Source organism: Nocardioides sp. T5 (assembly GCF_048161455.1).
In the GTDB taxonomy this organism is placed as follows: Bacteria; Actinomycetota; Actinomycetes; order Propionibacteriales; family Nocardioidaceae; genus Nocardioides.
Window position 1 is genome coordinate 3,529,078 of record NZ_CP182415.1, and the last position, 25,836, is coordinate 3,554,913.

The following is a 25,836-nucleotide window of genomic DNA, read 5'->3' on the forward strand; positions in this document are numbered from 1 at the left end:
CGCTCAGGCGGCGGTGAGACGGGTGGCGAGGTCGGCCGCCGCCTCGCCGATCTGGTGACCGAGCGTCTCGGCCCCCTCGACGCGACCCTGGTGGGCACCGCCGAGCAGGACGGTGGCGATCGGCGTGATCGCCTGGACGGCCTCGCGCACGGCCGGGAGGTCCTCGACCGTCGGCACGGCGAGCACGACGGCGTCGGGCATGAGCACCCGCGCCGTGTCGACCCAGCTCTCGACGGGGAGGTCGGCGCCGAGGTAGGTGACGTTGACGCCGCGGCTGCGCAGCACCATCGCGAAGGCCATGACCCCCAGCTCGTGGCGCGACCCGCGGGCCAGGCCGGCCATCACGTGCGGCGCGCCGGGCTGGGGGTGCGGGAGCTGGTGGAAGGCCTGCGCGAGCCGACGCAGGACGGCGGCGCTGACGAAGTGCTCGCCGGCGACGCTGACGGCACCCTGCTGCCAGGCCTCCCCGAGCCGCACGAGCGACGGCATCAGCCACTCGTCGACGGCGTTCGCCAGGTCGCCCTCGGCGAACGCCTTGTCGAGCATGCTCTCCAGTCGTACGACGTCGAAGTCCTCGCCGCACGAGGCCAGGTCGTCAACCCGTGACAGCGGCGATCCGGGCCTGGGCTCGCTGGAGACGGAGCCGGCCGGCTCGTCGAGCACCCGCCTGGCGGCGTCGCGCGGGGCCCACCCCGAGTCGACGAGGTCGCGCATCACCGACAGCCGGCGGACCGCCTCGTCGTCGTAGAGGCGGTAGTTGCCCTCGGTGCGGGCCGGGGACACCACGCCGTAGCGCTGCTCCCACTTGCGCAGGGTCTCGCGCGGCACTCCGGTGAGCTGTGCGGTGCGTCCGACGGTGTACACACCCGACAGGGTAGCGAACTTTGGACAAAGTGTGGACAGGGACCTACTGTCCTCTTGTCCACCAACGGTGGACAAACTGTGGACAACCCGCAGGAGCCCTCCCCAGGAGACCTGATGACGACCATGACGGCGACGATGACAGCGCAGCCGACGACCGACCGCGACGGGCGCACCGACCGCCGGCTGCGCACCGCGGGCATCGCGGCCCTCGTCGCTGCCGCGATGGGCTCCGTGCTGGGGGCGTCGCCTGCGATGTCGGAGGCACCCTCGACCGACCGACACTGCCGGATGGACATCGTGGGCAGCCAGTGGTTCAGCAGCGGTTGCACCGACGAGCCGGCGGCGACCACCGCCCGCTGATCCGCTGCCCGGTCGGCCTCAGCTGACGGCGCCGAGGCGGGTGGCCAGGGCGGCTGCCGCCGCACCCGCGTGGTGGCCGAGGTGCACCGGACCCACGACGCGGTCCTGGTGGGCGCCACCCAGCAGCACCTCGGTCATCGGATCGAGCGCGGCGCTCACCTCGCGCACCGCAGGCAGGTCCTCGATCGTGGGGGCGGCGAGCACCACCGCCTCCGGCTGGATGAGCCGGACGGCGCCCACCCAGGCCTCGAGCGGCAGGTCGCCGCCGAGGTAGGTCACCGCGACGCCGCGCGAGCGAAGCACCAGCGCGAACGCCAGCACACCGATCTCGTGGCGCGAGCCGCGCGCGAGACCGACGACGACGCGCGGTCCCCCGCTCGGGGCGGGCGCCAGCGACTGGAAGGCGAGGGCGAGGCGCCGGTGCACGGCGCCGGTCACGAAGTGCTCGCCGGCGACCGAGATGAGCCCGCGCTGCCACGCCTTGCCGAGGTGCACCATCGAGGGCAGCAGCCAGTCGTCGACCACCGACACGACGTCGATGTCGGCGAACCCCTCGGCGAGCAGTCGCTCGAGCCGGGGGACGTCGAAGTCCTGCGCGCAGGCGACGAGGGTCTCGAAACGTGCCTCGTAGGCCGGCTCATCCGGTCGCTCGACCTCGGCCTCGGCGGCCGCGACGTCCTCGGCCACGTGGCGGGCCGCCTCCTGCGCCGTCCACCCCGCCTCGACGAGGCTGCGCATCACGCTGAGCCGGCGCACCGCGTCGTCGTCGTAGAGCCGGTAGTTGCCGGGTGAGCGCTGGGGGACGACCACCCCGTAGCGCTGCTCCCACTTGCGGAGGGTACCGGAGGGCACGCCCGTGAGCTCAGCGGTGCGGCTCACGGTGTACACAGGTTTCACGGTAGACGCGCCACGCGCGTCTGGGCAGCCATTTCGCGACACCTTCTGGTGCGCGGCGACCTTGGACGAAGCTTCCCCGCCCGCCCCGGGCCGGGTCGGCGTCGCGGACGGCCGCGGGCTTGGCAGGATGTCGCCATGGTGAGCCCCGAGACCCCGACCGACGTCGGGACGAGCGCGGAGACGAGCGTGGAGACGAGCGCTGAGGTCGCCCGCGCGGAGAGCCCGCGCGGCGAGGTGGTGCTGCGACGGCGTACGTCCGGGACCGGCGCCGACGTGCTCGAGCTCCGCGTGAACGGCGTCTTCGTGATGGACACCCTCGAGACGACGAGCGAGATCGAGCTCGCCGCGCAGGCGCTCGACCTCGTCGAGCAGCCCGCGACCGTGCTCGTCGGCGGGCTCGGTCTCGGCTTCACGCTCCAGCGGGTCCTGGCCGACCCGCGTGTCGAGCAGGCCGTCGTGGTGGAGATCGAGGAGGCGCTGATCCGGTGGATGCGCGACGGGACGGTGCCGCACGGGCCGGCCGTGCTCGCCGACACCCGCGCCAGCGTCGTCAACGCCGACATCGCGATGGCGATCGCCGAGGCGCGCTCGACGTACGACCTCGTGCTGCTCGACGTCGACAACGGCCCGGGCTACCTGGTGCACGAGCGCAACGAGGCGGTCTACGAGGAGGAGTTCCTCCGGCGCTGCCGGGACGTCCTGGGACCCGGAGGCGTCCTGGTGGTGTGGTCAGCCAGCGCCGCGCCGGACCTGCTGACCTCGCTCCGCACGGTGTTCGGGTCCGCGGACGAACAGGCCCATGACGTGCTGCTGCAGGACCGGCCGGAGCAGTACTTCCTCTACCTCGCCCGCCGCTGAGTCCCCCTCAGCGCAGGAAGGCCTCGAGCAGCGGGCCGGCGGTCTGCGACCCGGAGACGCCGGTCTCGACGAAGACCGCGACCGCGAGGTCGCCCCGTGTCGCGATCATCCACGCGTGTGTCGGGAGCGAGCCCGACGCGTCGGGCTGACCGTGCTCGGCGGTGCCGGTCTTGGCACCGACCTCGCCGGGGACGTCCTGGAGGAAGCGACCCGAGCCCGTGGTCACCACGGCCCGCATCAACCCACGGAGCGTGCCCGCCTCGGGCCCGGTCTGTGGCGCCTGCGGCGGCACCTGCTCCACCGCGTGCTCCGGGAGCAGCACCGGCAGCACCGCCCGGCCGGCCCGGACCGACGCGGCGACCGTGGCCATCGCGAACGGGCTGGCCAGCACCGTGCCCTGGCCGATCATGTCGGCGGCGGCACCGGTCTCCGTCTCCGGCGGCGGCACCTGCCCGAAGTAGACCGGGAAGCCGAGGTCGTGGTCGGTGCCGAGCCCGAGGGCCTGGGCAGCAGCGGCGAGCTCACCCTCGGCGAGCCGGTCGGCGTTGCCGATGAGGGCGGTGTTGCACGACTGGGCGATGGCCTGGGTGAGGGTGATGTCGCCGAGCGCGGAGGCCGGGTAGTCGTCGTAGTTCTTGAACGAGCGCCCGTCCACGACCGTCGTGGCCGGGCACGACACGACGTCGTCGACGCCCATCCCGCTGCGCAGGAGCGCCAGGGAGGTGACGACCTTGAAGGTCGAGCCGGGGGCGTACTGCCCGGTCATCGCGAGGTCGGCGCCCTCCGCCCCGGCGCCGTTGGCGCTCGCCAGGACCGCGCCGTCGGAGGGGCGGATCGCCACGAGCGCGGCCGCCGGTGCACCGTCGCCGAGGCCGGCGAGCACGTCCTCGGCCTTCTGCTGGAGCGCCGGGTCGAGGGTGGTGACGAGGTCGGTACCGTCGGTCGCCGGGACCTCGGCGAGCGTGCGCAGCTGGTCGTCGGCGTCCCGGGCGACCACGGAGGTGCCGGGCGTCCCGCGCAGCTGCTCGTCGTAGCGCTCCTGGAGACCGGACAGCCCGACCTCGTCCCCGGCCGCGATCCGGCCCTTGGATGCCTCGACCACCTCGGCGGTGGCCGGGCCGACGCGGCCGAGCAGGGCCGCGGCGAACTCACGCGTCGGGGCGAGCGGCAGGGTGTCGCGCACAGCGAGCGCCCCGCGGATCTTCGCGAACCCGGGCAGCACGTCGAGGGCCTCGTCCTCGCGCAGGACCAGCGCCTCGACGAAGGCCTCCGCACCCATCGCCTCCGCGCGCTCGACGTACGACGCCACGTCGACGTCGAGCACCCGGGCGATCCGGCGGGCACTGCGGGCGACCTGCGGACCCTCGACCTTGGTCTTGTCCAGCCCGTAGCGCAGCACCGGCCGCTCGGTCACGAGGACCGCGCCCCCGGCGCCGGTGATGTCGCCGCGCACCGCCGGGAGCGTGCGCAGGCCGAGGGCGTCGCCCTCGGCGAGGCCCGGAACCAGCGCGTCGGGCGCCCAGTCGACCTGCCACCCGGTGCCGTCCGGCACCAGCGCGACCGTGGTGTCGTACTCCCAGGGCGCCGCATCGGTCAGGTCCCACCGCCACGCCAGCGCCGCCGTCGCCGACCCGGGCTCGTCGCCGGCGCCCTCGACCTCCTCGACGGAGGCGACCTCGACGGCGACCGGCACCTCCTCGAGCGGAGAGACCAGCTCGGTGAACGCGGCGCGGTCGGCCTCGTCGGTCAACGGCACGTCGCCGAGCGAGTGCTCGGACAGGGCGGCGGCGAGGTCGTCGGCCACTCCGGACGGCGGGGCGGTGTCGTCGCCACCGAGCACGGAGCAGGCCGAGCTCACCCCCACGAGCAGAGCGGCGACCCCGAGACGGAGGGATCGCATGCGCCCATGCTCCCAGCCGACGGCCTCCCTGCCGCGGCACGACGCCGCGTCGGCGTGCCTCAGGCGAAGCGCTCGCGGTAGTGGGACGACCCGCCGGCGTAGGCCTCCCAGTCGATGCCGTCCACGTCCTCGCCCGAGAGCGCCGCTCGCAGGCGGTCGAGGTAGTAGTCCCAGCCCGGGCCGACGCTCGCGGCCATCTCGACGCCCGTCGCACCCGGCGCGAGCACCTGGACGAACCTGAGCGAGGTGATGCCGTCGGCCTCCTCGAGCTCGAGCTCCATCTCCCAGACCGCCGTCTCCCCCGCGCCGTCCTCGCTGAAGGGTTGCGGTTCACGACTGCGTACGACGAAGCGTCGCGGCGGCTCGCACGCCAGGACGTCCATCTCCTCGGCCGGGACGTCGTCACCCTCCGCGGTCATCCGGAAGGTGACCGACCCGGCCTCGGGGTCGCCGCTCCACGTGCCGATCCAGCGCTCCATGCGCGTCGGGTCGGTGCACGCCGCCCAGACGTCGTCCAGCGGAGCCCGGAGCTCGCGCTCGATCACGAGCAGGGTGCGGCCGTCGCGCTGCTCGCGCCGGCCGGTCATCAAGGTGGTGCTCATGCGGTCTCCTCCTGCGGTGGGGATGGGTGAGGGGTCGCGGGCTCGGCCGCTGCCCGGCGCTCGCGCCCGGTACGGCGCACCTCGAGGTCGAGGCCGTCGAAGGCCGACTCGGTGAAGCGCGGCCGGGGCGCAGCGGGGGCCTCGAGCGCCGCCAGCCAATCGGCCATGGCTGCCAGCCCGTCGCGCCGGAGGCGGTAGTGCCGCTCACGACCGTGGTCCTCGGCCTCGACGAGGCCCGCCTCGGCGAGCACGCGGAGGTGACGACTGATCGCCGGCCGGCTGATCGGGTGGTCGGCCGTCAGGTCGACCACCCGCGCCGGACCGCGCGCCAGCCGTACGACCAGGCCCCGGCGTACCGGGTCACCGAGGGCTGCGAACGGGTCCACCCTCCTATTGGTAACCATCTCGTTACCAATTGTCAAGGATGGCCGAACGGACCTGTCGCCCACGACGACTGTGGACGAACTCGGAACAACCTTGGACAAACCCTCGACACGAGGGTGTCTCGATGGTTCGGTGGAGGTCCGACCTTGATCCCCCCACAAGGAGCACCGACATGACCCGCACCTCCCGCACCGCCTCTGGACTCGCCGCCCTCTCCCTCGGCGTGGCCACCGTCGTCCTCGCCCCCGCAGCGGCGCAGGCCAAGCCCGACACGGACTGCATGCGCGCCGGCCTCAGCACGCTCAAGTCAGCGGGTCTCCTCTCGTCCGTGGCCAAGGGCGGGCTGCCCATCGCCACGGCCGTGTCGGTCGGCGTGACCCCGCGCGCCGGCACCGACGTCGCCTCCCTGCCGGACCCGCTCCCCCTGTCGGTCGTCCTGGCCGACCACCGGGCGGGTGACGACAGCCTGTTCGTCTACCCCTGGTGCTGATGCACGCCGGCTGATCCCTCCTTCGTGGACGCCCCGCCGCCCCTCCCCGGTGTCGGCGGGGCGTTCCGTGCCCGGCATGACCGGTGTCGCCGGCGAGGCGTAGGCAGCACCGCAGTGGGTACGGTCGACCCGTGACCGAGACACGCATCGAACACGACTCCATGGGCGAGGTCGAAGTGCCTCGCGACGCTCTGTGGCGGGCCCAGACCCAGCGCGCGATCGAGAACTTCCCGATCAGCGGCCTGACCCTCCAGCCCCGCCACGTGCAGGCGCTGGCCCACGTCAAGGCGGCCGCCGCGACCGCCAACGCCGCGCTCGGCGTCGTACGCCACGAGCAGGCGCAGGCCATCGTCACCGCCGCCGACGCCATCGTCGGGGGGACGCACGACGGCGAGTTCCCCATCGACGTCTTCCAGACCGGGTCGGGCACGAGCTCCAACATGAACGCCAACGAGGTCATCGCGACCCTGGCCGCGCACGCCGGCGTCGAGGTCCACCCCAACGACCACGTCAACGCCTCGCAGAGCAGCAACGACACCTTCCCCACCAGCATCCACGTCGCCGCCACGCTCGCCGTCGTCGACGACCTGCTGCCCGCGCTCGACCGGCTCGCCTCGTCGTTCGAGGCCAAGGCGGAGGAGTTCGCCGACACGGTGAAGTCGGGGCGCACCCACCTGATGGACGCCACGCCGGTGACGCTCGGGCAGGAGATGGGGGCGTACGCCGCCACCCTGCGCCTCGGCGTCGAGCGGCTGGAGGCCGTGCTGCCGCGGGTGCGCGAGCTCCCCCTGGGTGGCACCGCGGTCGGCACCGGGATCAACACCCCGGCCGCCTTCGCCGAGCGGGCGATCGCCGCGCTGTCGGAGCGCACCGGGCAGCCCTTCACCGAGGCGCGCGACCACTTCGAGGCGCAGGGCACCCGCGACTCCCTCGTGGAGCTGTCGGGCGTGCTGCGCACGGTCGCGACCGGCCTCACGAAGATCTGCAACGACCTGCGCTGGATGTCGTCGGGACCCACGACCGGGCTCGCCGAGATCCACCTGCCCGACCTGCAGCCGGGGTCGAGCATCATGCCCGGCAAGGTCAACCCGGTGCTGCCCGAGGCGACGCTGATGGTGTGCGCCCGGGTCGTCGGCAACGACGCGACGATCGCCTGGGCGGGCGCGTCCGGCAGCTTCGAGCTCAACGTGATGATGCCCGTCATGGCACACGCGCTGCTCGAGTCGATCCACGTGCTGTCGACCTCGACGGTGCTGCTCGCCGAGCGGTGCGTGGACGGGATCACCGCGGACGCCGATCGGATGCGCCGCTACGCCGAGTCCTCCCCGTCGGTGGTCACCCCCCTCAACGCCCACATCGGCTACGAGCAGGCCGCCAAGGTCGCCAAGAAGGCGCTCGCCGACGGCGCGACGATCCGCGAGACGGTGCTCGCCATGGGCTACGTCGAGCGGGGCGACCTGACCGAGGAGCAGCTCGACGCCGCCCTCGACGTCGACTCCATGACAGGCCGGGCATGAGCGACATCGACAGCCCCGAGCACGTGCGCGCCCAGTACGCGACGGAGGACCGGCTCGAGACCCGGCGCTCGGTCTGGCACCCGACCGACGACGGCCGCGACCCCGCCGACGAGGCGTTCAAGGCCGTCGACCGCGCCATGACCGGTGACTCCCGTGTCCTGGAGGTGGGCTGCGGGACCGGGGTGATGGCGGAGCGGATCAACGCGCTGCCGGGCGTCACGCTGGTCGCGGTCGACCACTCCGAGCGCTTCGTCGAGCTGACCGCAGCCCGCGGTGTCGACGCCCGCCAGGCCGACATCTGCTACCTCCCCTTCGACGACGACACCTTCGACGTCGTCTACGCCGGCTGGATGCTCTACCACGTGCGCGACCTCGACCGGGCGCTCGCCGAGGTCCGTCGCGTGCTGCGCCCGGGCGGCACGTTCGTCGCCGTCACCAACGGTGACGACAGCCTCGCCGACCTGCGCCGCGAGGCCGGCGGTCGTCGGATGGCGACGCGCTTCTCGAGCGAGAACGGCGAGTTCACGCTCGGGCGGCGCTTCAGCGACGTACGCCGCCAGGACCTCGAGACGCGGGCGGTGTTCGCCGACCACGCCGAGGCACAGGCCTACCTCGACTCCTCCGACGAGGGCCTCGTGCTGCCACCCTTCGAGGGCTCACGGACCTACGCCGGGCACGTCACGGTCTTCGAGGCCCGCTGAGGAGAAGGGCCGACGGGCAAGGGCTGCCGATCGTCCGGAATGCGCCCTAGCCTCGGGAGATGACCGCGACGAGCAGCGAGGCGACGTACGACATCAGGCCGCTCACCGCCGAGACGTGGCCGGCCTTCGACGCGCTGGTCGAGCGGCACAACGGCATCTTCGGCGGCTGCTGGTGCATCTGGTTCCACCCCGACGGCCCTGAGCGCAGTCAGGGCGCGGAGGCCAACCGTGCCCTGAAGCGCTCCTACGTCGAGCGGGGCGAGGCGCATGCCGCCCTGGTGATGGACGGCGACGAGGCGATCGCGTGGGCGGAGTACGGCACACCTGCCGAGCTGCCCACGATCCACCACCGCAAGCAGTACGACGCCGAGAAGGACGCCGACCCGGACTACCGGATCACGTGCGTCTTCGTCGACCGTCGCCACCGGCGGCGCGGTGTCAGTGAGGTCGCGGTCCAGGGCGCCCTGGCACTCATCGCGGAGGCGGGCGGTGGCGTCGTCGAGTCCTACCCCCACGACCTCACGGACCAGACGAAGAAGATGTCCTCGTCCTTCCTCTACAACGGCACCCGGCGGCTCTACGAGCGCCTCGGCTTCACCTACGTGCGCCCCAAGGGGTTGAAGAACTGCGTCATGCGAAAAGTCGTCGACGCCCATTGACCTGCATACCCCCTGGGGGTATGTTCCGACGCATGGAACACCAGACCGAGCACCCCACGGCCCAGGGCGAGCACCACGACATGGGCAGCACCAACGCGATGGCGATCTCCGCCACCCTCCACTGCCTCACCGGCTGTGCCATCGGCGAGATCCTCGGCCTGATGATCGGCACCGCCCTCGGGCTCGGCAACCTCGCCACGATCGCGATCGCCGTCGGCCTGGCGTTCCTGTTCGGCTACGCCCTGTCGACGCTGCCGCTCCTGCGCGCCGGCCTCGGGATCGGCGCCGCGTTGAGCGTCGTCCTCGCGGCCGACACCCTGTCCATCGCCACCATGGAGCTGGTCGACAACCTCGTCATGGCTGCGATCCCAGGCGCCATGGAGGCGGGGCTGGTCAACCCCGTGTTCTGGCTCTCGATGATGCTCGCGCTGACGGTGGCGTTCTTCGCGGCCTGGCCCGTCAACCGCTACCTGCTCGCGCGCGGCAAGGGCCACGCACTGACCCACGGGTTCCACGGCGCGGAGCCGGAGGGGGCACGGCGGTTCATCCCGGACCTCGCGACCTCGACGCTCGTCGCTGCCATCGTGGCGTTCATGCTGGGCGGCCTGGTCGTCTCGATCGCCGACGAGCTCGAGGCACCGCCCGAGACCGGCCATGCAGCCGCCGAGCGCTGATCAGGAGATCAGTACCAGCCGTTGCCCTGCTTGAAGCTCCAGGCGCTGCACGGGGTGCCGTAGGTGTCCTGGATGTACTCCAGGCCCCACCTGATCTGCGACTCGGCGGAGGTCATGTAGTCCGCCGGCAGGTCGTGCAGCTGCGTCAGCGCCTGCGGGATGCCGTACGCCGACGAGGTCGGGTTGTCGGCGTCGACGCGCCAGTCCGACTCGCTGACGTAGAGCGAGTCGAGGCAGGAGAACTGGTCGGAGGAGAAGCCGTACGCCGGCAGCAGCGCGCGGGCGATGTCGCGCGGGTCGCCCGCGGACAGCTTCTCCGAACGCGTCACGGCCGAGCCGCCGGACATCTCGAGCGCGGTGGCCTTCGTCTTGTCGGTGCGCCGCGCGGAACGCGACGCCACCTGGCGCGAGGACCGCTGCTCGTCGACGGCCGTGTCGGACGCCTCCGCGGTGGGCTCGGACGCGGTGGGCTCGGACGCGGTCGGGGCGCTCGGCGCGGTGGTGGCCACGTCCGCGGCGGCAGGGGCCAGCGCGTCGGGATCGCTCGTGGCCAGCCCGCCGGTCACGCTCACACCGGTCACGGCGGCGGCGATGCCCGTCAGGGCGACGCCGGTGCGCAGGGCTCGACGGGGCGCGCGCGCAGCCTTGTGCTTGCCGGGCGCGCGGTGCTTCGGGGCGTACTTGTCGGACTTCGACACAGGAACTCACGGAGGGGTTGACGACAGGGGGTGTCACGCCTGGTGGTGCACGACAGGCGCGGGTCGAGACGAGGACACGGTGCGGCCGGACGGGGCGGTGGTGCGGGGCTCCCGGCATCCAGCCGACGACCGAGGTCACGAAACGGTCACGGGCCACCCTGCATGAGGGTTCAACCACGTGCAAACCGAACGGCACAACTGACCCTGTCCCTTGCGTCACACGAGTCACACCAGCTCACACCGGACCCACCCGTACCGACGACGTGACCGCTGTAACGCCGGGTTGGTGGCTGTACCCACCGTGATGCATCGGGGTGGGTAGTCACACCAACCCGGCGTTACAGCGCTGGGTCGGACCGCGCAGCCGGTCGGTCAGAAGGTGACGTCCTCCAGCATCTCGGTCACGAGCGCGGCGATCGGCGAGCGCTCGGAGCGGGTGAGCGTCACGTGGGCGAAGAGCGGGTGGCCCTTGAGCTTCTCCACCACCGCGACGATGCCGTCGTGGCGCCCGACGCGGAGGTTGTCGCGCTGGGCCACGTCGTGGGTGAGCACGACCTTGGAGTTCGCGCCGATGCGCGAGAGGACGGTCAGCAGCACGTTGCGCTCGAGGGACTGGGCCTCGTCGACGATGACGAAGGCGTCGTGCAACGAGCGGCCGCGGATGTGGGTCAGCGGCAGCACCTCGAGCATCCCGCGGTCCATCACCTCGTCGATGACGTCCTTGCCGGTGAGCGCGCCGAGCGTGTCGAACACCGCCTGGGCCCAGGGCGACATCTTCTCGTTCTCCGAGCCGGGCAGGTAGCCGAGCTCCTGGCCACCGACGGCGAAGAGCGGGCGGAAGACCACGACCTTCTTGTGCTGGCGACGCTCCATCACGGCCTCGAGGCCGGCACAGAGTGCCATGGCCGACTTGCCGGTGCCGGCGCGACCGCCGAGGGACACGATGCCGACCTCGGGGTCGAGCAGCATCTCCAGCGCCACCCGCTGCTCGGCGGACCGGCCGTGGATGCCGAAGGCGTCGCGGTCGCCGCGGACGAGGTGCACCCGCTTGTCGGCCCCCACGCGGCCCAGCGCCGTACCCCTGTCGGACAGCATGACGAGACCGTTGTGGCACGGCAGGTCGCGCGCCTCGGCGAGGTCGAGCACGCCGTCCTCGTAGAGCTCGTCGAGGTCGCTGGCGAGCACCTCGAGCTCGGCCATGCCGGTGTAGCCGGTGTCGGAGCTGCTGACGGCCTCGGCGCGGTACTCCTCCGCGTCCAGCCCGACGGCCGAGGCCTTGATCCGCAGCGGCAGGTCCTTGCTGACCAGGGTGACGCGGTGCCCCTCGTTGGCGAGGTTGCGGGCCACGGCCAGGATGCGGGTGTCGTTGTCGCCGAGGCGGAAGCCCGACGGCAGCGACTCGGGGTCGGTGTGGTTGAGCTCGACGCGGAGCGTGCCGCCCTCCGCGCCGACCGCGACGGGCTGGTCGAGGCGGCCGTGGACGACCCGCAGGTCGTCGAGGGCCCGCAGCGCGGAGCGGGCGAAGAACCCGAGCTCCGGGTGGTTGCGCTTGCCCTCGAGCTCGGTGATCACCACCACCGGGAGGACGACCTCGTGCTCGGCGAACCGTTTGATCGCGGCCGGGTCGGCGAGGAGGACGCTCGTGTCGAGGACGTACGTGAGGCGGCTGGAGCTGCTGGACGCTGCGGGCGGTGCGGAGCTGCTGGGTGAGGTCTTGCTGGCCACGACTAACCCCTTGCTGCGGGTCGGCGCGCGCACTCCTCGCCCGGCCCGATGTCATTCAACGGACCGGAGAGCTCCCATCTGAGTGCCCAAGGTTTCCTCCCGGTTCAGCAGGCTTCCCCACCTGCCGATACGGGCGAAAGTACGCCCGGCCACACCCCGATCCGGGGCGACACGCCCGAACGCGAGGTGACGACGAGATGACGTCTGCGGGCAGCCGGGTCAGCCGCCGAAGCGGCGCTCGCGCTCGGCGTACGCCCGGATCGCGCGCAGGAAGTCGACCCGGCGGAAGTCGGGCCACAGGGCCTCGCAGAAGTAGAACTCCGAGTTGGCCGACTGCCAGAGCAGGAAGCCGCCGAGGCGTTGCTCCCCCGACGTGCGGATCACCAGGTCCGGGTCGGGCTGGCCCTTGGTGTAGAGGTGCTCGGCGATGTGCTCGACGTCGATGATGTCGGCGAGCTCCTCCAGCGAGGTGCCCTTGGCAGCGTGGTCGGCGAGCAGGGCGCGTACGGCGTCGGCGATCTCGCGGCGACCGCCGTAGCCGACGGCGACGTTGACCAGCAGGCCGTCGATGTCGCGCGTGGCCTCCTCCGCAGCCTTGAGCCGCTCCGCGGTCTCGGTCGGCAGCAGGTCGAGCGCGCCGACGGGGTGGATCCGCCAGCGGCGGGCCTCGGCGAGCGACTCGACCGCGCCCTCGATGATCCTCAGCAGACCGGTGAGCTGCTCGGGCGGACGGTTGGTGAGGTTGTCGCTCGAGAGGAGCCACAGGGTGACGACCTCGACGCCCACCTCCTCGCACCAGCCGAGGAGCGGTCGGATGTTGTCGGCACCGGCCTGGTAGCCCTCCGCCGTGTTGAGACCGACCGCCTTGGCCCAGCGCCGGTTGCCGTCGAGCATCACCCCCACGTGCTGGGGGATCTGGTCGTGGGGCAGGAACTTCACCACCCGGGACTCGTAGGCCGGGTAGAGCACCCGTCGTACGGCGTCCTTCACGTTGACCATCCACCGATCGTAACGCCGCGACGCCGTGTGACCGGGCAGTCGGGGCAGTCGGCTGCGCGCTTCACACCCGTCCGGGTATTTTCTTCGCATGGAGCCCCCAGCCACGACCCCTCGCGACCGTGTCGAGCACGCCGTCGAGCGCGCCGGCGAGGTGATGGCCGACAAGATGGCCGAGATCAAGCCCCACCTCCGCGGCTGGCTGCACGCGGCCACGGCCCCGATCGCACTCGCCGCCGGCATCGTGCTGGTGGCGCTCTCCCCGACCGCGTCCACCCGCATCGGCTCGGCCGCCTTCGCGTTCTCGGCACTGCTGGTCTTCACGGTCTCGGCGATCTACCACCGCGGCACCTGGTCGCCGCGCACCTGGGCGTTCCTGCGGCGCTTCGACCACGCCAACATCTTCGTGCTGATCGCCGGCACCTACACCCCCTACGCGCTGCTCTTCCTCGACGGCACCGCACGTACGACGCTGCTCGTCGTCGTGTGGGGCGCGGCGATCGCCGGCGTGGTGTTCCGGGTCTTCTGGACCGACGCGCCGCGCTGGCTCTACACGCCGATGTACATCGCCCTCGGCTGGGCGGCCGTCTTCTTCATCCCGCAGTTCATGGAGGGCGCCGACCGGTTCAGCAGCGGCATCGCGGTCACGACGCTGGTGCTCGTGGCGGTCGGTGGCGTGCTCTACACGCTCGGCGGCGTGGTCTACGGCCTCAAGCGCCCCAACCCCTCACCCCGCTGGTTCGGGTTCCACGAGGTGTTCCACTCGTTCACGATCCTCGCCTTCGCCGCCCACTACGTCGGCGTGTCGCTGGCGACCTACTCCCTGCGCTGAGCAGGTGAGGCTGCTCACGATCGGAAACGATCTGGCGGGGCGAGGCGTCGTACGGGGGAAGCCCTGTCCCCCACCCCCCGCCGAGAGATGCCTGACTCACCCACGGACCCGTCCGACCAGCCCGCCCGCCAGCCCTTCCTCGACCTGAGCCTCCCGCAGCTCGTCGCCGGCGCCACTGCCGCCGCGACGTCGGCGATCCTGATCAGCCGGCTCGACCTGCTCGGCACCGTGCTCGGTGCCGCCTTCGCCAGCGTGGTCTCCGCCATCGTCACCGCCGGCCTCGTGGGCGGGTGGCACCGCGTGCGGACGGTGCCGAGCCGGTTCCCGCGCAACGTCAACGGCATGGTGGTGACCGCCGTCGCCCTCGGACTGGTGGTCGTGGCCTCGCGGACGGGCTTCCAGCTCGTCACGCAGGACCTGCCGTCGGACACGTTCGCCGCGCGGTGGCTCGCGCAGATCGGCGTCAACCGAGGCTGAGCCCGGCGAACACCACGAGCGAGGCGGCCACGACGACGCCGCCCAGCGCCCACGCTGCGAGCGGTGCGCGGCGCGCCAGCCGCTCGAGGACGAGGTAGGTCGCGGCGATCATGGCCAGGCCGACGGTCACGTGCAGGAGCACCGCCAGCATCACCCCGGCGATCGCGCCCGCCGCCCGGAGCCGTCCCCAGAGCAGGCTGAGCGCCAGCGGCAGCACGACGGCGCCGGCGAACCCGCCCGCCAGCTCGACCCACCACGGACGGTCGCCCATCCACGGCACGTCGACGGTGCCCACCCACGACCGGTCGAACAGGTCGCTGGTCGCGCTCCAGCCGAGGTAGACGATCGAGGCGATCGTGAGGGCTGCGGCCACCCGGTAGGACCAGTGCTTCGCGCGCGACCACGGCACCGACCGGCCCACGAAGATCGTCGCGACGGTCACGGCGGACCAGACGATCCAGCGCCGGAGCACCCCCGTGCCGGTGTCGGCCATCGCGTCGCGGAAGACGCGGTCGGCCTCGACGCGGTCCACGACGTGCCCCTCGGTGGAGACGTAGGACATCGGGTCGCCGCGACCCGCCACCAGCGCGTCGTGCAGCAGCGCGGCCGGCAGGTGGGCGCCGGTCTTGGGCACCAGCCACGTGAAAAGGGCGGGCACCGAGGTCAGGTCGGTGCGGAAGTCGGCGCGCGAGGGCACGAGCAGCTCGCCGAGGTGCCGGTCGCTGTAGGCCAGCCGCCGCTCCAGCGCGAACGTCTCCACGCCCTCCTCGGTGTGCCGTTCGAGCACGATGCGGGGGTCGGAGCCGGGGTCGGGCGGCTCACCCGGACCCGCGGCACTCGGCAGGGTGCCGCCGTCGTAGAACCGCCGCGGCTCCACCGCCACCTGCCTGGCCATCGACCCCACGCGCTCCCGAGCCTTCATTCCCCCAGTCTGGCGCGGCCGACCGACAGCGTCACGCGCCATGAGCGACACCGTGAAGGCAGTTCGCGGCTCCCGGAGGTCCGCCCACGCTCACGTCCGCCTGACGCTGCGCGAACTGCCTGCACCGTGCACCGGGCAGAGCCCCGGCGCGCCTGCGTAGGGTGCGACGCACCATGCGCATCCTCGTGACGTTCGTCGGCGGGCTCGGTCACCTGGCGCCGCTCCTCCCACTCGCCCGCGCGGCACGGGCAGCCGGCCACGAGGTCGCGATCGCCGGCTCCGGCGGCCTGGTCCCCCGCATCGAGGAGGCGGGTTTCCGTGCCTACGCCACGAGCGAGGCGCCGCACCACGGCGGAGCACCCGGCAGTCGCGACGTCGGGCCGCTCGAACCGGTCGACGCCCGGGCGACCGAGGTCGAGTTCGCCCAGAACTTCGCGTCGCGGGGCGCCCGACGGATGGCGAAGGCAGTGCCGCGTGCGATCGAGGACTTCCGGCCCGACGTCGTCGTCCGGGACGAGACCGACCTCGGCACGACGATCGCCGCGGAGCTGCTGGCCGTCCCGGTCGCCACCCACCTCGTGCTGGCCTCGGGCCTGCTGGTGCGGCCCGAGCTGGTCGCTCCCGAGCTCGACGCCGTACGAGCCGAGCACGGGCTGGCACCTGACCCCGACCTGACGCGGCTGACGTCGGGACTGGTGCTGTCCGACGCGGCTCCCTCCTTCCGCAGCCCGGAGTCGCCGTTGCAGGTGCACCCGACCTACTACCGGTCGACGGCGGCCGCCCGCCCGCGCCGCGGCACGGGCAGGAGACGCGTCTACGTCACGCTCGGCACCATCTTCAACAAGGGCTCGGGCGACCTCTTCGAGCGCTTGCTGGCCGGTCTCGGCGACCTCGACGTCGACGTGGTGGCCACGGTCGGTCGCGACCTCGACCCCGACGACCTCGGACCCCAGCCGCCGCACGTCCGGGTCGAACGGTTCGTGCCGCAGGCCGAGGTGCTGCCCGGCGTCGACCTGGTCGTCTCGCACGGCGGCTCGGGCAGCCTGATGGCCGCTCTGGCCCATGGGCTGCCCTCCCTGCTTCTCCCGCTCGGTGCCGACCAGCCCCACAACGCGATGCGGGCCGAGCAGCTCGGCGTCGCCGCGACGCTCGACGCCGCGACGTCGACCGCCGCGGTGGTCGCGCGGCAGGCGCGAGCGGTCCTGGCCGACGCGACGATGCTCCGACGCGCCAGGGAGGTCGCAGCCGAGATGCACGCCCTTCCTGACGTGGACGCCGCCGTCGCTGCCGTCGTGGAGGCAGCCGGTGCCGACCACGGACCGGGCCGCGGACCGGCGTCGGTGCCGCGGGGTGACGCGCCCTAGGGTGCGCCCATGACCACCGCGCGGACCGTCCCCGTCACCACCGAGATGGACGGTGACGAGCTGGACGCGCTCGACGCCTGGCACCTCGCGCGCCAGCACGGCCTGCGGAAGATCGTGGTCGAGTCGTTCGTACGGTTCCGCTACGGCGACGGGTTCACCAACTCCCGTGCCCTCGCGCTGCAGGCGTGCCTCGCCGTCGTCCCCTTCCTCCTCGCCCTGACCGGCCTGGCCTCCGACATCGACGAGGAGCGCCCGGCCGCGGTCGTGGCCCACGTCGTCGACTCGCTCTCCCCCGGCTCCGGCGACGGCGACGCGCTCAGCTCGGCCGTCGACGAGTCGGACGCCTCCGAGGCGGCCGGTGAGATCGCCCTCGTCCTGGGCCTGGGCTTCGCGCTGGTCTCGATGACCACGGCGATGGCGCAGGTCGAGCGTGGCGCCAACCGCATCTACGGCATCCGCCGCGACCGCAAGGCGCTCCACAAGTACGGCCGGGCGGCGGTGCTGACGGCGGTTCTCGCCGGCCCGGTCGGTGTCGGGTTCGTGATGATCGTCGGCGGCGGAGCCCTCGGCGACGCGATGGCGGAGAACTACGGCTGGTCCGACAGCGCGGTCGACTGGTGGAACGGCCTGCGCTGGCCGATCGGCATCGCACTGCTCGTCTTCGCGATCGCCGTGCTGCTCGACCACGCGCCGCGGCGCCGGCAGCCGGCGCTGTCCTGGCTCGCGCTCGGCTCGGGCATCGCCGTGGTGCTCAGCGCGATGGCCACCGCAGGGTTGGCGGCGTACGTCTCGTTCAGCGGGTCGTTCGGCACCGTCTACGGCCCCCTTGCCGGCATCTTCGCCCTGCTGCTCTGGGCGCTGCTCTCGTCGATCGCCTTCTTCTACGGCACCGCCGTGTGCGCCCAGCTCGAGGCGCTGCGGGCGGGCCAGGTCGAGCCGTCGTACGACGACCCCGGTCGGCCGCACGCGCGCACCGTCGGGGACCAGGTCAGCCCTTCGTCGAACCCGGATTGAGGCCTGGGACGAACCGCTCCTGCAGCGCGAAGAGCACCGCGAGACAGGTTGGCAGCCACGGAGGACGCCGAGCATGATGAGCATCGAGCGGTAGCTGAACCGGGCGAGGACGAACGTCATCATGGGCAGTCGTGGTGGACCCGGTCGACGATGACGACGACCTCGGAACGGCAGGCCAGGCATGAGCAACGATCCCGTCCACCTGACCAACGGCGGCGTCAGCCTCGTGCTGGCCCGGGACGACCAGGGCATCCCGCGCATCGTGCACTGGGGCGCCGCACTCGGCGACCTCGGCGCGGCGGACCTGACCGGGCTGACCACGGCCCGGCGCCCCGGCGCCTCGCACTCGGCGTTCGACGGGCCGCGGGCGACGGGCCTCGTACCCGACTCCACGCGCGGCTACGCCGGTACGCCGGCCCTGTCCGGCCACCGCGTCGGCGGCACCACGCGCGCGGCGACCCCGAGCCTCGTGGCCTGGGAGCTGCACGGCGACGGCGACGGCAGCATCGCCTGCACGTCGAACGACGACGAGGCGGGCTGGTCCGTCCGGGTCAGGCTGTTGCTCGACGACGCCGGGCTGCTGCACGCGCGGACGTCGGTGACCAACACCGCCGACGGCGACCTCCACCTCGCCTCAGTCCTGACCGCCCTGCCCGTCGGCGCCCACGCCACCGAGCTGCTCGACCTGACCGGCCGGTGGTGCAAGGAGCGCACCCCCCAGCGGCACCCCTGGGTCCAGGGCACCCACCGACGCGACGCCCGCCGCGGCCGCACCGGTCACGACGCCACACTCGTGATGGTCGCCGGGACCCCCGGATTCACGTTCGGCACCGGCGAGGTGTGGGCCCTGCACACCGCGTGGAGCGGCAACCACACCCACTACGCGGAGCGCACGCCCGAGGGAGAGTGCCTGCTCGGCGGGGGTGAGCTGCTCGGCCCCGGCGAGGTCGTCCTGGCTCCCGGTGAGACCTACGACGGGCCACGGGTGCTCGGCTCCTGGTCGGGACGCGGCCTCGACGCGATGAGCCACCGGTTCCACGCCCACCTCCGCGCGGTCACGCCGCGGGCCCGCACCGAGCGGCCGGTCATCGCCAACTCGTGGGAGGCGGTCTACTTCGACCACTCCCTCGAGCGGCTCTCCGAGCTCGCCGACGCCGCGGCAGCCGTCGGGGTCGAGCGCTTCGTCCTCGACGACGGCTGGTTCCTCGGCCGCCGCGACGACACCGCCGGCCTCGGCGACTGGACGGTCGATCCCGACGTCTGGCCGCAGGGACTGGGCCCGCTCGTCGAGCACGTGAAGAGCCGCGGCATGGAGTTCGGCCTGTGGGTGGAGCCGGAGATGGTCAACCTCGACTCCGAGACCGCGCGCCGCCACCCCGAGCGCGTGCTGCGCGGCCGGGCCACCGCCCCGCCGGAGTGGCGCCAGCAGCAGGTGCTCGACCTGCAGGACCCCGACGCGTACGACGACCTGCGCGCCGCCCTTCTCGCGCTGCTCGACGAGCTCGACATCGCCTACCTCAAGTGGGACCACAACCGCGACCTCACCGACGCCTTCCACGACGGCCGCCCGGCCGTGCACGGGCAGACGCGGGCGTTCTACCGGCTGCTCGACGAGCTGCGAGAGGCGCACCACGGGCTCGAGATCGAGTCGTGCGCCTCGGGCGGCGGACGCGTGGACGCCGAGGTGCTCGCCCGCACCGACCGCATCTGGCCCAGCGACACCATCGACGCCCTCGAGCGCCAGCACCTCCAGCGCTGGACCTCCCTGCTGGTGCCGCCGGAGCTGATCGGCTCGCACGTCGGCGGACCGACGGCGCACACCACCGGGCGTACGCACACCCTGCGCTACCGCGCCGCGACCGCCCTGCTGCACTGGTTCGGCATCGAGTGGGACGTCTCGCGCCTCGACGAGGCCACCCTCGCCGAGCTGCGCGAGTGGATCGAGCTGCACAAGCGCGTCCGGCCCCTCATCGGCACCGGCACCCTCGTCCACCCCGACCACCCCGACCCCGCGGTCATGGTGACCGGCATCGTGGCCGACGACCGCTCGGAGGCGTGGTACGTCGTCGCGACCGTGGCCGCGACGTCGACCCAGCACCCGGCGCCCCTCAGGCTCACGGGCCTCGACCCGGACCGGCGCTACCGGCTGACCGAGGAGGTGCCGCGAGGGGTGGGCGCCGACCTGTCCGGCAGCTGGTCCGCCGACGGCGCCGAGCTGGGCGGCCGCGTGCTGGCGGCCTCGGGGATCGCGCTGCCCGTCATGCACCCGGAGGAGTCCCGCGTGCTCCACCTGGTGGCCATGGGTTGAGGGCACCTCCCGGGCCTACCCTGATGGGCATGGACGCACACGCCTGGGACGAGCGCTACGCCGCCAGCGACCTGGTCTGGTCGCGCGAGCCCAACCAGTTCGTGGCCGCCGAGCTCGCCGACCTGCCTCCGGGCACCGCGGTGGACCTCGCGGCCGGAGAGGGCCGCAACGCCATCTGGCTCGCCTCGCGCGGCTGGTCGGCCACCGCGGTGGACTTCTCGCAGGTCGCCCTCGACAAGGGCGCGCGGCTGGCCGCGGACGATCCTCGGGGCCTCGACGTGACCTGGGTGCGTGCCGACGCGACGACGTGGCGACCACCCGCGCCGGTCGACCTGGTCGTGGTCGCCTACCTGCAGGTGCCGGGCGCCGACCGACGCCGCGCGGTCCGCAACGCGGTGGAGATGCTGCGTCCGGGAGGGACTTTCCTGTTGGTCGCCCACGACGCGACCAACCTCGCCGAGGGGACCGGCGGTCCGCAGGACCCCGAGGTGCTGATGACCGCCGACGACGTCGTCGGCGACCTGGCCGACCTCGGCGTCGAGGTCCTGCGTGCCGAGCGCGTCGCCCGCGAGGTCACCGCGGACGACGGCCACGGCGGTGAGCAGCGGCGTACGGCCTGGGACTGCCTGGTCCGCGTGGTCAGGCGCTGAGCCAGTACCCGAGACGGACGACGGCCCGCCCTCCGGTGGGAGGACGGGCCGTCGGGAACTACGTGGTGCGGATCAGCGCTTCAGGCGGACCTTCACTCGCTGGGTGCTGCCGTCCTCGAAGCGGACGACCAGCACCGCCTTCACGGACGCTTTCTTGCCCAGCTTGGCGCGTGCGCGCTTGTTGAGCTTGATGGTGACCTTGTCCTTCTCACGGACGTCGAGGTCGAAGGAGCCGGCACCGAGGCGCTTGCCGTTCTTGCCACGAGTCTTGAGCACGACCTTGCCCTCGCAGTCCACCCGACCGCAGCGGAGCGTGAGCTTCGCCTTGCGTCGGTTCTTCGTCGCATCGACCTTTCCGCCCTTGGCCACGCCCACCGCGGGGGTGTCGACCGGCGGCACCGGCGGCACCGGCGGGCCGGGCGGAGTGGTCGGCGGGCCAGGCGGGGTGGTCGGCGGACCGGGCGGGGTCGTCGGCGGACCCGGCGGGGTCGTCGGCGCCTCCACCACCTTCAGCTGAGCGGTGCCCTGGCCCGGGTCGGTGGCCACGTCGCCGGCGTACTCAGCCACCAGCTCCACGGTCCCCGCCTCGGCGAACGGGCCGACCTCGAAGGTCGCCTTCCCGTCCTCGAGCTCCACCGCGGGCAGGTCGGTGCCGTCGACCGACAGCACCACCTCACCCGTCGGCGCCGCCTCAGCAGCCGAACCGACCTCGACCACAACCTCAGCCGTCTTGCCCGTCTCGACCTCCGCCGGAGCGGTGACGGTCACCTCGGCCGGCACGTTCTCCGGGTCGGCGAGCTCCTTGACCTGGACGTCGCGGTAGAAGACGTTCTCCCCGCCACCGTGGTTCTGCAGCCCGATGTAGCTGGGCCACTTCAGCCGGTTGTCGTCGGTGCTGGTGAAGTCGTTGACCAGCTCGTCGTTGAGGTAGATCCGGATCCGCTTGCCCTCGACCCGGATCTCGTAGTGGTTCCACTCCCCGACCGGGTTGAGGGCCGCGTCGCGGGCCTCGAGGTCGGCCGACTGGAAGTTGTAGACCGCGCCGGTGGTGCTGTCGGGGTCGTCCGTGGCGTCGATCTGGATCTCGTAGCCCTGGTTGACCGCGACCCACGGGTCGGTGCCCGGGTCCGGGAAGCCGACGAAGACGCCACCGTTGTCGTCCTTGGTGAGCTTCCAGTCCAGCTGCAGGGAGTAGTCCCCCTCCAGCGGCTCGGAGTGCCACAGCAGGCCGAGGCCGCCGTGCGTCATGAGGGTGCAGTCGGCCTCGCGGGTGAACAGGCCGGGGCCGGCCATGTTCCAGTCCTCGAGGCTCTCAGCAGTGCCGTCGAACAGCGTCCGGTAGCCCGGGTCGGCGGTGGTCGCCTCGCAGGTGTCCGGCTCGATGACCGGGTCACCGCTCACGCGGAACCAGTCGAACGCGCCGACCTGGCTGCCGGTGCCGTTGTAGGCGGCGACGCCGATCTTGGGCTCGACAAGACCGGTGGCGGGGTAGCCCGCCCCCATCGAGGTCCACGTCTCACCCTGGTCGACCGACCAGCGGCCCTGGATCGCGGTGCCGGTCGAGACCATCTGCAGCTGCAGGTCGTCGGGAGCGGCGCCGTCGGGCAGGTCGGCGTTGGTGTAGACCATCTCGCCGTTGATGCGGCGACCGAGCTCGAGCACCCAGTTGCCCTCGGGCCGCTCCATCGCCACGAACTTGGCGTAGTTGCTGGCGTCGGTCCACGCGACCAGACCACCCTGGAGGTAGTCGTCGGTGCCGGTCATCGTGAGCTGCGTGGTGGCGGCCCAGGGGCCCTCGGCAGGCGAGTCCTGCAGGACCATGTTCTTCGCGTCGACCGCACCACCGGACAGGTCGCCGGCCTGGGCGTTGATGCGCAGCTGGCCGTCCGACACCGCGACGCCGTTCGACGTCTTGTTGAGGATCGTGCTCCAGCGGCAGGTGTCGAGCGCGTCGCCGTCGAACTCGTCGTCCGCGGTCGGCGTCTCGCCCGGCGCGCAGGCCGAGCGATCCCCGAGATCGAGGTAGTCGAGGTTGACGTTGCCGTTGTCACCCGCGTCACGGGCGATCTTGATGACGTTCGCACCGGCCCGCAGCTCGACCTGGTCCTGGAACGTGAGCCAGGTCTTCCACGAGTCGCCCGGCGGCAGCGCCAGCTTCTTGACGAAGACGTCATTGACATAGAGCGACATCTGCTTCGTCTGGTTCGCCTGCGGGTTGGGCCCGTTGGCGTAGCCGAGCGTGAAGGCGTGGAACCCGGCTTCCGCCGCGGTCACGTCGAAGGTCACCGCGGTGCCGTCGTTCTCGAAGCCGCCGACGTAGCCGGAGCCGCTGTAGCCGGCGTGCTCGGTCTGCACGCGGTTGCCGTCACCGGTGATCGTGCCGTCCTCGGCCTCGGTGCGACCCGCGGTCGGGTCGACCAGCTTGACGTGGTCGAGGTTGACGTTGCCGTCGTCGCCCTGCTCGTAGACGATCTCGACGCGGGTGGCGCCGGCCGGCAGCGTGACGGGGACGGTGAACGTGCCCCACGTCTTCCAGTCGGCGAACGGAGGCAGCTCGATCTGCTGACGCTCCTCACCGATGTACAGGCTCATCTTCTTGGTCTGGTTGGGCTGCGGGTTCGGACCGTTGGCGTAACGGATCTGCAGCTCGTAGTCGCCGGCCCCAGGCGCGACCACCTCGACGGTGGTGCCCGAGCCGACGGTCTGGATGCCGTCGACGAAGCCGGAGCCGGTGTAGCCGGCGTGCTCGGTGTCGATGCCGGCGGTGCCGGTGAGCTCGCCGTCCTCCAGCTCGTAGATGCCGTCCGGAGCGGGCTCCGGCTCCTCGGCGACGTAGCCGGGGTAGCTGTTGAGGGTGTACCAGGCCTCGGTGCTCCACAGCGTCTCGTTCGAGGCGGACTCGAACGGGCGAGGGGAGCGCACGTGGACGACCCGGTCGGGCTTCATGCCGTCGATCTGGAGGGTGACCGTACGGCCGTCCTCGCTGGCCACCGCGCTGGTGACGGTGAGGCTTTCCTCGTCGAGCTTGGGGCCGCCGTACTGCGCGGTCGGGCGGTAGCGCCACTGCTCGACCTCGTACTTGGACGCGAGGTCCTCCAGCGTCGCAGCCGACAGCGGCTGCGTGTACTCGATCTCGAAGCCGCCCTCGACGACGTCCATCGACGCCATGTCGAACGGGGTCTCGCCGGTGAGGTCCAGCTTCTGCAGGCCGAAGCGGAGCTTGCCCGTCTGGCCCCAGTTTCCGCCGGCGCCGAGCCCACCGACGATCAGCGAGCCGTCGGGACCGGCGAGCACGCGGCTGACGCCGGCCTCGAGGCCCTGGGTCATCCGGAAGAGCGCGCCCTGCTTGGCGCCGTCGACCTCTTCGAGGTCGGCGCGCTGCAGGCCGCCGTAGGTCACGTCGCCGATGAACAGCTGGCCCGCGTAGGGACCCTCCTCGACGACGATCGGGGTGCTCGGGGAGTTGGCGATCTCGTTCTGCGGCATCCACAGGACCGGCTTGGTCACGGGCTCACCGTCGAAGCGCCCGGGAGTGCCGTCGGGCTCGGTGGTGAAGTGGTTGTAGAACTCGCCGGGCTTGATCTCGATGAGCTTGTTGGCGGGCAGCCAGGCGCCCTGGTTGTCGGTCACGAAGATCTCGCCGTTCGGACCCCAGCCCATGCCGTGCGGGGTGCGGAGGCCACCGGCGACGTAGTCGATGGTGCCGTCCTGGCGGTCGATGGTGATGTGCGTGCCGCGGTCGTACGAACCCTGCGGCACGGTCGTCGCGCCGCCGAGGTTGATCGAGACCGACAGGTTGACGTGGAACTGGTCGGCGGCCTCGTCGTAGAGCATGCCGAAGCCGAACTCGTGGAAGTTGCCGTCGAAGGGGTAGTCCACGATCTCGTCGCGACCCTCGAAGACGCCGTCGCCGCCGTCGTCGAGCAGCCTGATCAGGCCGGTCTTCTCGGAGATGTAGATGTCGCCGTCGACGACCTTGATGCCCTGCGGCTCCTTGAGCCCCTCGGCGATCAGGGTCCGCGTGACGTCGCCGGGCGACGCGGCGTCCTTGACGCCCTCCAGCCGGTAGAGCTCACCGAGCTCGACGTTGCCCTGGTCGTTGCCGTTGCCGCCCCAGGTGAGGACGAGCAGGTCGTCGCCGTCCCACTCGAGGCCGGTGACCTGCGGCTCGAAGCCGTCGGGACGCAGGTCGACGAGGTCGTAGGCAGGGTTGACCGAGTCGAGCTGCAGCCCGTCGCCGGCCGAGTCCTCCTGGCCCTCGCACTGCTTGAAGCCGGGCGCGGTCACCCGCGTGACGTCGGCCTCGGTGCTGAGGGCGGAGCTGGGGACGACGCTGAATGCGCTGGACCCCGGGGGCATCCACTCGAGGGTGAGGCGCTCGCCGCCACCGGCCTCGAAGTAGTCGAGGTCCAGGGCGTGCTCGGTGCCGGCCGTCAGCGTGAAGCTGCCGGTCATGGCGGTGTCGCCGTGCAGGCCGTCGTGGTCCACGACGACCTGGTCGTCGATCTGGAGCCGGGAGCCGTCGTCGCTGGTCAGGCGGAACTCATAGGTGCCTGTGGTCTCCACGCTGAGGGTGGCCAGCGCCTCGACGACGAAGTTGTCCTGCAGGCCACCGAAGTCGGCGGGCGTGCGCCAGTCGATGGTCTGCTTGAGCTGGTCGACGTTGGGCGTCTGACCGGCCTTGAGCGTGCACAGCTCCGAGATCGGCTGGCCGAGCTGGAAGGCACGCATGGTGACGCCGGGCTCGTCGCCGGCGGGGACCGCCGACGCGCTGGGCGTCACGGCGGCGAGGCTGGCGGCCACCGAGGTGGCCAGCACCGCGGCGCCCATGCGCGACCTGCGGCGCGACCGCGCGTCGTCTGCGCGCGGTCGGGGGTTGGACAAGGACTTCGACACCTGGACCTCCTGGTGACCCGACGGCAGGGACGCACGCCGGGGGGTGAT

Annotated in this window: 22 protein-coding genes and 1 pseudogene; 13 read left to right on the forward strand and 10 right to left on the reverse strand. The window is 72.3% G+C overall.

Features of this window, described 5'->3' with window-relative positions; genetic code table 11:
• Positions 1–3 precede the first annotated feature (3 nt).
• Positions 4–864, reverse strand: coding sequence for a MerR family transcriptional regulator (locus ACNKF0_RS17250; protein WP_416954104.1), 861 nt, complete (start codon positions 862–864; stop codon positions 4–6).
• Positions 865–978: 114 nt separating this feature from the next.
• Here ACNKF0_RS17250 and ACNKF0_RS17255 point away from each other — a divergent pair, with 114 nt between their 5' ends.
• Entirely contained in the window at positions 979–1,224 is a 246-nt protein-coding gene (locus ACNKF0_RS17255; protein WP_416954105.1) for a hypothetical protein, read from the forward strand.
• Between the two features lie 18 nt (positions 1,225–1,242).
• Here ACNKF0_RS17255 and ACNKF0_RS17260 read toward each other — a convergent pair whose 3' ends face one another.
• On the reverse strand, positions 1,243–2,112 hold the full coding sequence (locus tag ACNKF0_RS17260) for a MerR family transcriptional regulator (protein ID WP_416954106.1): 870 nt from the start codon (positions 2,110–2,112) through the stop codon (positions 1,243–1,245).
• 144 nt (positions 2,113–2,256) lie between these two features.
• Here ACNKF0_RS17260 and ACNKF0_RS17265 point away from each other — a divergent pair, with 144 nt between their 5' ends.
• Positions 2,257–2,979 (forward strand): spermidine synthase, encoded by a 723-nt coding sequence (locus tag ACNKF0_RS17265; RefSeq protein WP_416954107.1) that lies wholly within the window; start codon positions 2,257–2,259, stop codon positions 2,977–2,979.
• 7 nt (positions 2,980–2,986) lie between these two features.
• On the opposite strand, the gene ACNKF0_RS17270 is transcribed toward ACNKF0_RS17265, so the two are convergent.
• From ACNKF0_RS17270 to ACNKF0_RS17280, 3 genes are read right to left on the reverse strand one after another with little or no spacing between them, the layout of a single operon-like run.
• Entirely contained in the window at positions 2,987–4,879 is a 1,893-nt protein-coding gene (locus tag ACNKF0_RS17270; RefSeq protein ID WP_416954108.1) for a penicillin-binding transpeptidase domain-containing protein, read from the reverse strand.
• Between the two features lie 59 nt (positions 4,880–4,938).
• Positions 4,939–5,481, reverse strand: a complete 543-nt coding sequence (locus ACNKF0_RS17275; RefSeq protein ID WP_416954109.1) for an SRPBCC family protein — start codon at positions 5,479–5,481, stop codon at positions 4,939–4,941.
• Positions 5,478–5,867, reverse strand: a complete 390-nt coding sequence (locus tag ACNKF0_RS17280; RefSeq protein ID WP_416954110.1) for an ArsR/SmtB family transcription factor — start codon at positions 5,865–5,867, stop codon at positions 5,478–5,480. Before ACNKF0_RS17280 ends, ACNKF0_RS17275 begins: the two co-directional genes overlap by 4 nt.
• 170 nt (positions 5,868–6,037) lie before the next feature.
• Between ACNKF0_RS17280 and ACNKF0_RS17285 the strand changes: the two genes are divergently transcribed.
• The 5 genes from ACNKF0_RS17285 (at position 6,038) to ACNKF0_RS17305 (ending at position 9,906) form a co-directional block, all read left to right on the forward strand.
• Positions 6,038–6,355, forward strand: coding sequence for a hypothetical protein (locus tag ACNKF0_RS17285; RefSeq protein ID WP_416954111.1), 318 nt, complete (start codon positions 6,038–6,040; stop codon positions 6,353–6,355).
• Positions 6,356–6,516: 161 nt separating this feature from the next.
• Positions 6,517–7,872: a class II fumarate hydratase gene (locus ACNKF0_RS17290; protein WP_416958568.1), complete on the forward strand. Its 1,356-nt coding sequence runs from the start codon at positions 6,517–6,519 to the stop codon at positions 7,870–7,872.
• Positions 7,869–8,573 carry a class I SAM-dependent methyltransferase gene (locus tag ACNKF0_RS17295; RefSeq protein WP_416954112.1) on the forward strand — a complete coding sequence of 235 codons (705 nt, stop codon included), beginning with the start codon at positions 7,869–7,871 and terminating at the stop codon, positions 8,571–8,573. Before ACNKF0_RS17290 ends, ACNKF0_RS17295 begins: the two co-directional genes overlap by 4 nt.
• Positions 8,574–8,632: 59 nt before the next feature.
• On the forward strand, positions 8,633–9,232 hold the full coding sequence (locus tag ACNKF0_RS17300) for a GNAT family N-acetyltransferase (RefSeq protein WP_416954113.1): 600 nt from the start codon (positions 8,633–8,635) through the stop codon (positions 9,230–9,232).
• A 32-nt stretch (positions 9,233–9,264) separates the two neighbouring features.
• Entirely contained in the window at positions 9,265–9,906 is a 642-nt protein-coding gene (locus ACNKF0_RS17305; RefSeq protein WP_416954114.1) for a DUF4396 domain-containing protein, read from the forward strand.
• A gap of 8 nt (positions 9,907–9,914) precedes the next feature.
• Here the strand turns inward: ACNKF0_RS17305 and ACNKF0_RS17310 are convergent, their stop codons facing one another.
• The 3 genes and pseudogenes from ACNKF0_RS17310 to ACNKF0_RS17320 form a co-directional block, all read right to left on the reverse strand.
• A complete protein-coding gene (locus ACNKF0_RS17310; protein WP_416954115.1) occupies positions 9,915–10,604 on the reverse strand; it encodes a lytic transglycosylase domain-containing protein in 690 nt (229 codons plus the stop codon).
• 372 nt (positions 10,605–10,976) lie between these two features.
• A pseudogene (locus ACNKF0_RS17315) lies at positions 10,977–12,263 on the reverse strand (PhoH family protein); the annotation flags it as partial.
• Between the two features lie 285 nt (positions 12,264–12,548).
• The gene (locus ACNKF0_RS17320) at positions 12,549–13,328 is read right to left on the reverse strand and encodes an isoprenyl transferase (RefSeq protein ID WP_416954116.1); all 780 of its coding nucleotides are present in this window, start codon (positions 13,326–13,328) and stop codon (positions 12,549–12,551) included.
• Between the two features lie 88 nt (positions 13,329–13,416).
• Between ACNKF0_RS17320 and trhA the strand changes: the two genes are divergently transcribed.
• Both trhA and ACNKF0_RS17330 read left to right on the forward strand, forming a co-directional pair.
• Positions 13,417–14,157 carry a PAQR family membrane homeostasis protein TrhA gene (gene trhA, locus ACNKF0_RS17325; RefSeq protein WP_299925469.1) on the forward strand — a complete coding sequence of 247 codons (741 nt, stop codon included), beginning with the start codon at positions 13,417–13,419 and terminating at the stop codon, positions 14,155–14,157.
• Between the two features lie 87 nt (positions 14,158–14,244).
• Positions 14,245–14,634: a hypothetical protein gene (locus tag ACNKF0_RS17330; protein ID WP_416954117.1), complete on the forward strand. Its 390-nt coding sequence runs from the start codon at positions 14,245–14,247 to the stop codon at positions 14,632–14,634.
• Here ACNKF0_RS17330 and ACNKF0_RS17335 read toward each other — a convergent pair.
• Complete coding sequence (locus ACNKF0_RS17335) at positions 14,621–15,556, reverse strand: DUF1353 domain-containing protein (protein ID WP_416954118.1); 936 nt, start codon at positions 15,554–15,556, stop codon at positions 14,621–14,623. The genes ACNKF0_RS17330 and ACNKF0_RS17335 overlap by 14 nt on opposite strands.
• A gap of 173 nt (positions 15,557–15,729) precedes the next feature.
• Here ACNKF0_RS17335 and ACNKF0_RS17340 point away from each other — a divergent pair, with 173 nt between their 5' ends.
• From ACNKF0_RS17340 to ACNKF0_RS17355, 4 genes are all read left to right on the forward strand, one after another.
• On the forward strand, positions 15,730–16,920 hold the full coding sequence (locus tag ACNKF0_RS17340) for a glycosyltransferase (RefSeq protein WP_299925478.1): 1,191 nt from the start codon (positions 15,730–15,732) through the stop codon (positions 16,918–16,920).
• Positions 16,921–16,929: 9 nt separating this feature from the next.
• Positions 16,930–17,934 carry a YihY/virulence factor BrkB family protein gene (locus ACNKF0_RS17345; protein ID WP_416954119.1) on the forward strand — a complete coding sequence of 335 codons (1,005 nt, stop codon included), beginning with the start codon at positions 16,930–16,932 and terminating at the stop codon, positions 17,932–17,934.
• 181 nt (positions 17,935–18,115) lie between these two features.
• A complete protein-coding gene (locus ACNKF0_RS17350; RefSeq protein WP_416954120.1) occupies positions 18,116–20,242 on the forward strand; it encodes an alpha-galactosidase in 2,127 nt (708 codons plus the stop codon).
• A 29-nt stretch (positions 20,243–20,271) separates the two neighbouring features.
• Positions 20,272–20,892, forward strand: a complete 621-nt coding sequence (locus ACNKF0_RS17355; protein ID WP_416954121.1) for a class I SAM-dependent methyltransferase — start codon at positions 20,272–20,274, stop codon at positions 20,890–20,892.
• Between the two features lie 72 nt (positions 20,893–20,964).
• On the opposite strand, the gene ACNKF0_RS17360 is transcribed toward ACNKF0_RS17355, so the two are convergent.
• Entirely contained in the window at positions 20,965–25,788 is a 4,824-nt protein-coding gene (locus ACNKF0_RS17360; protein ID WP_416954122.1) for a family 16 glycoside hydrolase, read from the reverse strand.
• Between the last annotated feature and the right edge of the window lie 48 nt (positions 25,789–25,836).

What these genes read in the sequence shown, in the direction of transcription:
- ACNKF0_RS17255 (WP_416954105.1), top strand. Translation starts at nt 979, where the DNA reads ATGACGACCATGACGGCGACGATGACAGCGCAGCCGACGACCGACCGC.
- ACNKF0_RS17265 (WP_416954107.1), top strand. Translation starts at nt 2,257, where the DNA reads ATGGTGAGCCCCGAGACCCCGACCGACGTCGGGACGAGCGCGGAGACG.
- ACNKF0_RS17270 (WP_416954108.1), bottom strand. Translation starts at nt 4,879, where the DNA reads ATGCGATCCCTCCGTCTCGGGGTCGCCGCTCTGCTCGTGGGGGTGAGC.
- ACNKF0_RS17275 (WP_416954109.1), bottom strand. Translation starts at nt 5,481, where the DNA reads ATGAGCACCACCTTGATGACCGGCCGGCGCGAGCAGCGCGACGGCCGC.
- ACNKF0_RS17285 (WP_416954111.1), top strand. Translation starts at nt 6,038, where the DNA reads ATGACCCGCACCTCCCGCACCGCCTCTGGACTCGCCGCCCTCTCCCTC.
- ACNKF0_RS17290 (WP_416958568.1), top strand. Translation starts at nt 6,517, where the DNA reads ATGGGCGAGGTCGAAGTGCCTCGCGACGCTCTGTGGCGGGCCCAGACC.
- ACNKF0_RS17295 (WP_416954112.1), top strand. Translation starts at nt 7,869, where the DNA reads ATGAGCGACATCGACAGCCCCGAGCACGTGCGCGCCCAGTACGCGACG.
- ACNKF0_RS17300 (WP_416954113.1), top strand. Translation starts at nt 8,633, where the DNA reads ATGACCGCGACGAGCAGCGAGGCGACGTACGACATCAGGCCGCTCACC.
- ACNKF0_RS17305 (WP_416954114.1), top strand. Translation starts at nt 9,265, where the DNA reads ATGGAACACCAGACCGAGCACCCCACGGCCCAGGGCGAGCACCACGAC.
- ACNKF0_RS17320 (WP_416954116.1), bottom strand. Translation starts at nt 13,328, where the DNA reads ATGGTCAACGTGAAGGACGCCGTACGACGGGTGCTCTACCCGGCCTAC.
- trhA (WP_299925469.1), top strand. Translation starts at nt 13,417, where the DNA reads ATGGAGCCCCCAGCCACGACCCCTCGCGACCGTGTCGAGCACGCCGTC.
- ACNKF0_RS17330 (WP_416954117.1), top strand. Translation starts at nt 14,245, where the DNA reads ATGCCTGACTCACCCACGGACCCGTCCGACCAGCCCGCCCGCCAGCCC.
- ACNKF0_RS17335 (WP_416954118.1), bottom strand. Translation starts at nt 15,556, where the DNA reads ATGAAGGCTCGGGAGCGCGTGGGGTCGATGGCCAGGCAGGTGGCGGTG.
- ACNKF0_RS17340 (WP_299925478.1), top strand. Translation starts at nt 15,730, where the DNA reads ATGCGCATCCTCGTGACGTTCGTCGGCGGGCTCGGTCACCTGGCGCCG.
- ACNKF0_RS17345 (WP_416954119.1), top strand. Translation starts at nt 16,930, where the DNA reads ATGACCACCGCGCGGACCGTCCCCGTCACCACCGAGATGGACGGTGAC.
- ACNKF0_RS17350 (WP_416954120.1), top strand. Translation starts at nt 18,116, where the DNA reads ATGAGCAACGATCCCGTCCACCTGACCAACGGCGGCGTCAGCCTCGTG.
- ACNKF0_RS17355 (WP_416954121.1), top strand. Translation starts at nt 20,272, where the DNA reads ATGGACGCACACGCCTGGGACGAGCGCTACGCCGCCAGCGACCTGGTC.